Genomic DNA, 7,575 nt, shown 5'->3' on the forward strand with positions numbered 1-7,575 from the left:
GCCTCACGCCGATACTCCGGCGTATACGTCTTCCTCTTCTTCGTGCCCATCACGGACATCCTCCCCGACAGGCACTCGCTCACGCGAAACCCGTCTGGTCAGTGTCCGGAATCCGGGGTCAACCCCACGCTGCCGTACCGCGTCGTTGGCATGAAGCGAGTGTGACATATTGCACTCCGTGTTGCCTTGCGACGGGTGGTGTCTGTCCTGGTAGAAATGGCGCAGCTCACGAGTGGGGTTGCCTGGGGAGGTGGCTACGGAGCGGCGGTTGGCGTGGTGTCAGTTCCGCTGTTGCTGGCTTCTTTCTGTCTGGGGTTGGTCGTCTTGATCCTGTCTGGTGGGCGTGTGCGGATGTCGGATCCGTGGTCCTTGTCGTTCCGGTTGGCGTCTATGTTGACGGCCGGGGCGTTGTGTGTCGTGGCAGTCACTGAGGCGGGCCCGGCCGCAGCGGCTGTGATCGAGGAGTCCGCGACGGATTGGACTGTGGCTGGTGCGTCTGGTGGTTTGACTGCGCCTGATGCTGTGTCGGCTTCGGTGTTGGCGCGGGTGCGTGGTGAGGCTGTTGAGGATGTGTCTCAGCGCACCGAGTCGTCGCAGACGTTCGCTCTTCCTGATGGTCAGTGGCGTTCGGATATGTCGAGTGGTCCGGAGTGGGTGGCGACGGGTGAGGATCCGTCGACGGAGGCTGGCTGGGAGCGTGTGGACACGCAGCTGGTGCGTTACAGCGATGGTTCGTATCGTCCGGTCGCGCATCCGGGTGATCTGGTGTTCTCCGGCGGGGGCAATGGGCGTGTCGACGTGGTCGCGGGTGTCGACGCTGAGGGGCAGCCGTTCACGTTGTCGTGGGAGGGGACTGTTCCGGCTCCGGTGGTTGAGGCTGACGCGATCCGCTATGTGGATGTGCTCCCTGGTATTGACTTGGTGTTCTATGTCACCGCTACGGGCTATGAGCAGTTCTTCGTGGCACATGACGCCGACGCTTTGGAGCGGGCCGAGCGGTTGACGTTGACGGTGGCCAGCCCTGACGGTGATTTGCGCAAGGCGCGCGAGGAAGTGGTGGTGCGTGGCAGTGAGGGCGACGTGGTCGCCCAGGTCTCTGATGTTGCGGTGTGGGATGCGCACTCCGATGAGCGGCGTATGGTGCCGGTGGCGTCCATGGCTGCCGATGACGCGACACAGGCAAGTTCGGAGCCTGTGGTGGCCGCGAGCGTAACCGCGGTCGCGGATCTGAACGTTCCTCCGACGGAGATTGAGGTTCCTGCCGCGGTGGCGGTGACGGATGGTGTCGCGACCATCAGTGTCGACGCCGACGATGTGCCGTTCTCTGATGGTGACGCGTTCCCTGTGGTGATTGATCCGTCCGTGAACTTGTCGTTGACCTTTGACACGTACGTGTCGAATGCGTCGACGGTGGATAAGTCGTCCGAGACTGAGTTGCGGGTGGGGACGTGGGACTCGGGGGCTTCGAAGTACCGCTCGTATCTGAACGTGAACGTGTCGCCGATTCTGGGCAAGAAGGTCACGTCGGCGACGTTGAAGCTGTACAACTGGCATTCGTGGTCGTGCACGGCACGCAACTGGGAGGTGTGGTCGACGTCGACCACGTCGACCGCGACGCGATGGTCGAACATGCCTGCGATGTCGGTGAAGTACGACACGGTGTCTTCTACGAAGGGCTACTCGTCGTCCTGCAGTGACGGCTGGGTCAGCGCTGATGTGACCACGATGGCGCAGAACTGGTCGACGGGAACGGTCACTGCCAAGGGCATTGGTGTGAAGGCGTCCTCGGAGACGGACAACTCGTATTGGAAGCGGTTCTACTCGGGTAACTCGGCATCGAACAAGCCGGTGCTGTCCGTGACGTATAACTCGTACCCGAACACGCCGATGGGTGTGAAGGTCAACGCAAGTGCACCGGTGGCGGGTTCGACGGTGTACACCAACGATCCGACCCCGACGTTCTCGGTGACGGTGTCTGATCCTGATGGCGGCAACGTGAAGGGCAAGTTCTCCTTCAATGGTGCAACAGCAGTGTCGGGCTCCACGGTGGCTAGCGGTGCGGTGTCCTCGTACACGCTTCCCACGCAGGCCAACGGGTCCTCGCGCACAGTCAAGGTGTGGGCCAACGACGGCTCGCTTGATTCCAAGGCGTCGTCGAACCCGACATGGTCGGTCGTTGTGGACACCGTCGCACCCGGCGCCACCACCATCAGCTCGGCGCAGGTGAGCCACGGGCAGTGGCTTGAAACTCCTCCGGCATCAATCAGCGCCTCACTGGCCGCGACCGATGCAGTGAAGTTCGAGTACAAGGTCGATGGCGGGACCGTGAAGACGGTGAACGCCACCTCGGGCAGCGCGATCGTGACCGGCCTGCCGCGCACGAACGGTGGTCACAAGGTCGAGGCGCGTGCGATCGACCGCGCCGGCAACACCAGCGCGTGGAAGACCCTCGAGTACGGCATCGGAACGGTCGGGATTACCTCCCCGACTGCGGCCTATAAGACCACCGACAAGGTCAAGATCTCCGCTGATGCCCCTCCAGGAGCCAACGGCACGGTCAAGCGTGCTGTGTACTGGCGTGCGGGCGGCACGGCGAATGGTGCCGGGTACTCGGACGCGACCGGGTCAACGGACGGTTGGGAGAAGATCGCTGACCTACCAGACGCCACCGCCGGGTCTAGCGCCAAGGCTGACTACACATGGAATGCCGCCGCCACCGCAGCAAGCGCGGGCAAGGAGCGCGTTCCTTTCCTGATGGAGGTGCAGGTGTGCTTCACCTACACCTACACCAACGATGTGCTCTGTACCTGGCGTGACGACCCCGCGACGCATCCCTCGGTACTACGAATTCCGCATGCGTTTGGGAACAACTTCCCTGTGGCGGATGCTGGTCCGGGCCAGGTCTCGCTCTGGACGGGTGAGTTCCACGCCGGCGCGACGGATGCGGCCGTGCCTGGGTACATGGACACTCTCTCGGTGTCAAGGAACTATCTGACGTTCGGCGACGGAGGAGCATCGTCGGTGTTCGGTCCGGGTTGGATCGCGTCTTTCGACGGGCCGAGCGTGGGCGCGGCAGGTATGCGTGTGATCGACAACACCGGCGTCGATGGCACGATCGCTTTCGAGGACGGAACAGGTAGCTACTTCACGTTCCGGGAGCCCAGCGCGGGAATCGTCGCACGCGAGATCGGGGCCTATGCGCCGCTCGATCGCGCCACCATTGCGTCTGGCGCCCAGCTTACTCTTACTGGTTCCGGTACCGCGGCACGCCTGGTCCTGACCGATGGCAACGTGTCGACGACGTGGTCGTATATGGCGAGCGGGGAGTGGAAGCCGCTGTACGTCGACAAGCAGGTGTCCGCAACAGCTGTGCTGCGGACCACCTACACGTATGACGCGCTGGGACGGGTGGAGTCGATCGTTGCCCCCGCGCCCGAGGGAGTCGACTGTTCGACTGTGTCGAGTGCCGGGTGCCGTGCACTCGAGATGACCTACTACACGGCCATGGACGCCGCGACGGGCGCCTACACGGGACGCATCGCGTCGATCGGGTACCGCGCCTGGGACCCCGACCTCGAAGCCATGCGTACCGACGCTGTCGTCGCCTACACCTACGATTCGTCAGGGCGACTGGCACGTGCCATCGACCCGCGCTCGGGCCTGGGCACGACGTACGGGTACACCATGTCCGGCGGAGTGTTGCTACTGACCCTCGTCGCCGAGAGCGGTCTCGCGCCGTGGACTATCGAGTATGGGACATCGACCCAAGGTGCGTCGTCCGTGCTGCGTGTCACGCGCAAGCACTGGGACGGAACGCAGGCTGACGTCCCGGTCGCACGATTCGTGTACGGCATCGACACGGCCAACCCGCCCGCGGCAAGCCCCGACATCCGGTCCGCCGCCACGGCGTGGACCAGTGAGCAGACGGCGACTACCGGGTTTGCAGTATTCGGCCAGGGCCACGACCCGGGTGGCTCGACCGTGGCAAGCGTCGACTCCAACGAGTGGCTCAACGCCTCGGTCACCTTCACCGACGCCCACGGCCGGGTGGTCAACACTGCCAACTACGGCGCTGGTGCCTGGCAGTACACCGCTAGCGACTACGACGACAACGACAACGTCGAGGGATCCCTCGACGTTTCGGGCACCACGACTGTGGCCAGCCAGGTTACCGAGACGGCGCCGACTGTCGATTATGACAATGTTCAGTCCGCCTCGACCCGCACGGAATACAACGACTCCGGCACCCGGATCACCGACATCTGGACCCCGCAAGCTTACGGCGCGACCACCCACATCCATTACACCTACGCCGACGAGAACCCGGTCGAGGCAGAACGACCGCTCGCGGGAGCGGTACCCAACCTCGTATGGAAGACAGACATCACGTCCGAGAGGGGAAACTCCAGCTCTGTTATCAGCACGTACACCATGACCTACGCGGGCACCGCATGGTTTACTGGCGTGCCCTCCACCGTCACCACCACCGGAGCAGACACGGCCGAGAGCCTCTCGGCGGTCACAGGCTTCGACGCTCTCGGACGCCCCGTCCTCAGCCAAGAAGCTGGGTCCACCGGCGCAGATGCTGGCACTACCCACACGGTCTACTACACGGCCGGCGCCAATGACCTCGACACGGCCTGCGGCAACCAGCCCGCGTGGGCTGGCGAGATCTGTGTCACGAAGTCGCTCGCCGATCTCCCGCTGACCCGCATGACCCGGTACTCGATGTACCTCGATCCTGAAACGATCGTTGAAGGCGTCGGGAACGCCACACGGACCACGACGACGAGCTACCTCCTCGACGGACGGCTTGAGTCCACATCAGTTGCCACTATGGGCTTTCCGGGCTCCACGCCGCTACCCTCAACCTGGCACACGTACGACAGCACTACCGGACTGCAGACGAAGACAACGTCGGGATCGACCGCCGGGCCCGGCGTGCGTACGACCTACGACACCTGGGGACGCGTCCAGAACTACGTCGACACCGACGGCGCAACTACCGTCACCACCTACGACATGTTCGGCAATGTTGGCAGCATCGACGACGGACTTCAGGTCACCACCTACACCTACGACGGTACCGATGCCAACGGCCTCGTCGAGCGCCGCGGACTGGTCACCGGCAAGGTCGTGACCAGTAGCGATGGGCAATCCTCGTATGCCTTCGCGGCAGCCTACGACGCAATGGGACGCCTGACGCGACAGACCATGCCTGGAGAAATCGTCCAGTTGACCACCTACAGCGACGCCGGCCACGTCGCTGAACTCTCCTACGCCTTCGTCACTGACGACGGGGAGACGCCTCTGCTGACCTGGTCAGCCGACTATGACGCTGCGGGCCGAATGACCGCAGAGTCAACACCAGCGACGGGACTCGATCCTGACCACGTCACGGGATTCGGACGCACCTACGCCTACGACGCGTTCGGGCGTCTCGTGACCGTCCAAGATCAGAGCCTGCTCTACGCAGATCCTGCGGATACAAGTGGCATCACACCATGCGTCACCCGGTCCTACACCTTCGACACGCGTGGCCACCGCCTCGCGCGAAACACCGCAATCTCCGACACCGCCAACGTATGTCCCGCCGTAGGAACCGGGACATCCGAGACCTGGACCTACGACAACAAGGACCGTGTCCAAACCGGCGCGAATGGGACCGGGTCGTACGTCTACGACCTATTCGGTCGTCAAACCACGATCCCAGCGGTCGACACTGCTGGGGGCGTCGCTGCGGGTGACATCACGCTGGGCTACTACGACAACGACCTCGCCCACGCGGTCAGCCAGGCAGGCGTGACGACAACCTACAGTCTCGATGCCGCACAGCGACGCTCGATCGCGACCACCGTGTCAGGTGCTGGAACGTCGACGCTAGTGCGCCACTATGCCGATGGCTCCGACAACCCCGCTTGGGCCGTCGAGACCGACGTCAGTGGTGCGACGACCACAACATGGTATGGGTCCGCGATTGAGGGCGGACTCGGCCTGACGGTGTCCAGCGAAGTCGCGTCACTTCAACTTGCGGACTTGCGCGGCGACATCGCGCTGCCGCTTACAATCGCCGCCGATGGGGCGGTGACAGGGGTCGGCGCGTACTCCGACTACGACGAGTACGGTCGCCTCCTCGCCGGCAACGTCGCAGCGGCAACGGGTGCAATCACCTACGGCTGGCTGGGATCGCATGAGCGTGCGGCCGACAGCTTCGGACTCACCCTCATGGGCGTGCGCCTCTACAATGCGCAGACCGGTCTGTTCACTTCCGTTGATCCGGTTGTGGGTGGGAATGAGACCGTCTACGGGTATCCAGCAGATCCAATCAACAAACTAGACACCACCGGCGCACTAAGCGCATGGGCCAAGGCCGGGTTGTGGGCGGCCGCCCTTGTCATTGCGGGCGGTGCGCAGGTCTTCTGCACAGCGTCGATTGCCCTGCGCCCAGTGTGCACAGGCTTTTTCACCGGAGTGTCGAGCATTCTCAAGGCCCTTGCGGACAACAACGGTACCCTGACAACCAAGCAAATCGTGAGCGCCTTCATGAAAGGTTTCGTCGCGGGCGCCTTCTTAGGAGCGAGCAAAGTCGTACTGGTTCGATTCATGAAAAGCTCGCTCGGTAAGCGGGCAAGTGATTGGATTTTGCGTAAGGGCAGGGGTGGCCGTATGGAGCCAGCCATCAACAAGTTCTTTCAGTGGCTATGGTACTAGAAAAGTGGTTATCAATGAGGCGAGCGTTGACCTGGGCGTGGGTAGCAACGGTCTATATCGGCTGCGTCGTGGTGGTCATATCAATCCCGCCGTTGTCGGGACATTCCTTCTGGAGAATCGTAGCCGTGTTCGCGCTCGGTGCCCCGGCGCTAATTGTGGCGCGGCGATTTGATGGCCGTGCCCGTGGGGACCGGCGAGGGCTGCCCCTGCCCGTTGTTGGGCTCGACGGCGGGGAGTGGGCTCTACATCTTGATGGCATCCCGGAAGGCGGCGGTGAGCGAGTCGAGATCATGCGTTACCTGATGCAGTCTCATGGCGTCTCAGTGAGCGCAGCGAAGGGTGCGGCGTTCGCAGAGAGTTTTCCTGTGGTGATTGCGGCTGGTGCGAGCAGTGAAGTCGTTGGTGCGTTCGCGAAGGCCCTTCGCGAACTGGGGGCGAGCGTCTCCGTCCACCAGGGATGAACATTGCATTGGTGATGGCTCTAGCGGCTCCTCGCAGTTGACGGTGTAGCGCGTGGGGCGTGGTGAACGAACAGGTGACAGTCTGACCTGACCCACGGTTTGGTTACCAGTGGCAGTGTGTCGTTCAGGCTCGATTGCGAGGAGTCCGAACCATGCCAAAGCCCTACCCTTCCGAGTTTCGTCAGCGAGCTGTCGCGCCCGTGCGTGCCGGCAAGCCCGTCACCGTCGTTGCCCCGAGCCTAGGCATCAGCGAGGGGTGTTTGCGCAACTGGGTGCGTCAGGACCGGATCGATCATGACGAAATCGCCGGGACGACAACGACCGAGAACGCCGAGCTGAAGGCGGCCCGCAAGCGCATCCGCGAACTCGAACGTGAAGTCGAGATTCTGCGCGTCGCGGGCAA

3 protein-coding genes are annotated in these 7,575 nt (G+C 63.2%); all 3 read left to right on the top strand.

Annotated features, from left to right (window positions below; all coding sequences use genetic code 11):
- Nucleotides 1–417: 417 nt before the first annotated feature.
- Nucleotides 418–6,711, top strand: coding sequence for a DNRLRE domain-containing protein (locus ABEA62_RS12620; protein WP_286215102.1), 6,294 nt, complete (start codon nucleotides 418–420; stop codon nucleotides 6,709–6,711).
- Between the two features lie 125 nt (nucleotides 6,712–6,836).
- Complete coding sequence (locus ABEA62_RS12625) at nucleotides 6,837–7,172, top strand: hypothetical protein (protein ID WP_286215104.1); 336 nt, start codon at nucleotides 6,837–6,839, stop codon at nucleotides 7,170–7,172.
- 152 nt (nucleotides 7,173–7,324) lie between these two features.
- On the top strand, nucleotides 7,325–7,575 hold a 251-nt coding region (locus ABEA62_RS12630), incomplete at its 3' end, for a transposase (protein WP_345380425.1).

It is taken from the genome of Demequina sediminis (genome assembly GCF_039545075.1).
GTDB lineage: Bacteria > Actinomycetota > Actinomycetes > Actinomycetales > Demequinaceae > Demequina > Demequina sediminis.